This window comes from Tepidimonas aquatica, from assembly GCF_007556585.1.
Lineage (GTDB): Bacteria > Pseudomonadota > Gammaproteobacteria > Burkholderiales > Burkholderiaceae_C > Tepidimonas > Tepidimonas aquatica.
Window position 1 is genome coordinate 1 of the sequence record NZ_VJNA01000092.1, and the last position, 694, is coordinate 694.

Below are 694 nucleotides of genomic sequence, written 5' to 3' on the forward strand. Positions count from 1 at the left end.
TCAGATGCTCGCGCAGCACGCCGGTGGCCCATTGGCGGAAGCGTGTGCCCTGCTGGGACTTGACCCGGTAGCCCACCGAGATGATGACGTCGAGGTTGTAGTACTCGACCTGGTAGGTTTTGCCGTCGGTGGCAGTATGTGCAAATTTTGCACATACTGCTTCGCGGTCCAGCTCCCCCTCGGCGAAGACGTTGCGCACGTGCTTGGTGATGACCGAGCGCTCCCGCCCGAACAGCTGGGCCATCTGCTCCTGTGTGAGCCAGACCGTTTCCTGGTCCAGCCGCACCTCCACCCGCGCCTGCCCGGCGTCGTAGATGATGATCTCACTGCTGGGTTTCATCGATTGCCCTCCCTGAAAAGACCACCGTATTGTGCTCAATGGGCCACCCAATGCTCCACCGGCTGCGCCAGAAACTCGTCTACGGCGGTGCCGTCGCCGCCCACCAGCAGGGCGCGGGCAGGCTTGAAGGCCTCGGCAAACGCGGCCATACCCGCCCGTGCCTCGCGCGTGCGCCCGCTTGTGACTTCGATGGCGGTGAGATGGCGACCCACACGGACGATGAAGTCTACTTCGTCGCCCCTGAAATATTCATAACAGCATGATTTTTCTTGTGTTATTGCCTGTTTGCGAGTACAATTTCCCCCAGATTTGATGGTCTGATGCGCCGTTTTCTGGGAGTTTTGCGATGTTTGC

The 694-nt window shown here is 60.1% G+C and carries 2 protein-coding genes; both read right to left on the reverse strand.

Going from position 1 to position 694, the window contains the following annotated elements; all coding sequences use genetic code 11:
- Nucleotides 1-340 (reverse strand): virulence RhuM family protein (locus tag Taqua_RS13125; RefSeq protein ID WP_144327003.1); only part of this gene is annotated, 340 nt, incomplete at its 3' end.
- 35 nt (nucleotides 341-375) lie between these two features.
- On the reverse strand, nucleotides 376-694 hold a 319-nt coding region (locus tag Taqua_RS13370; RefSeq protein WP_221933953.1), incomplete at its 5' end, for a hypothetical protein.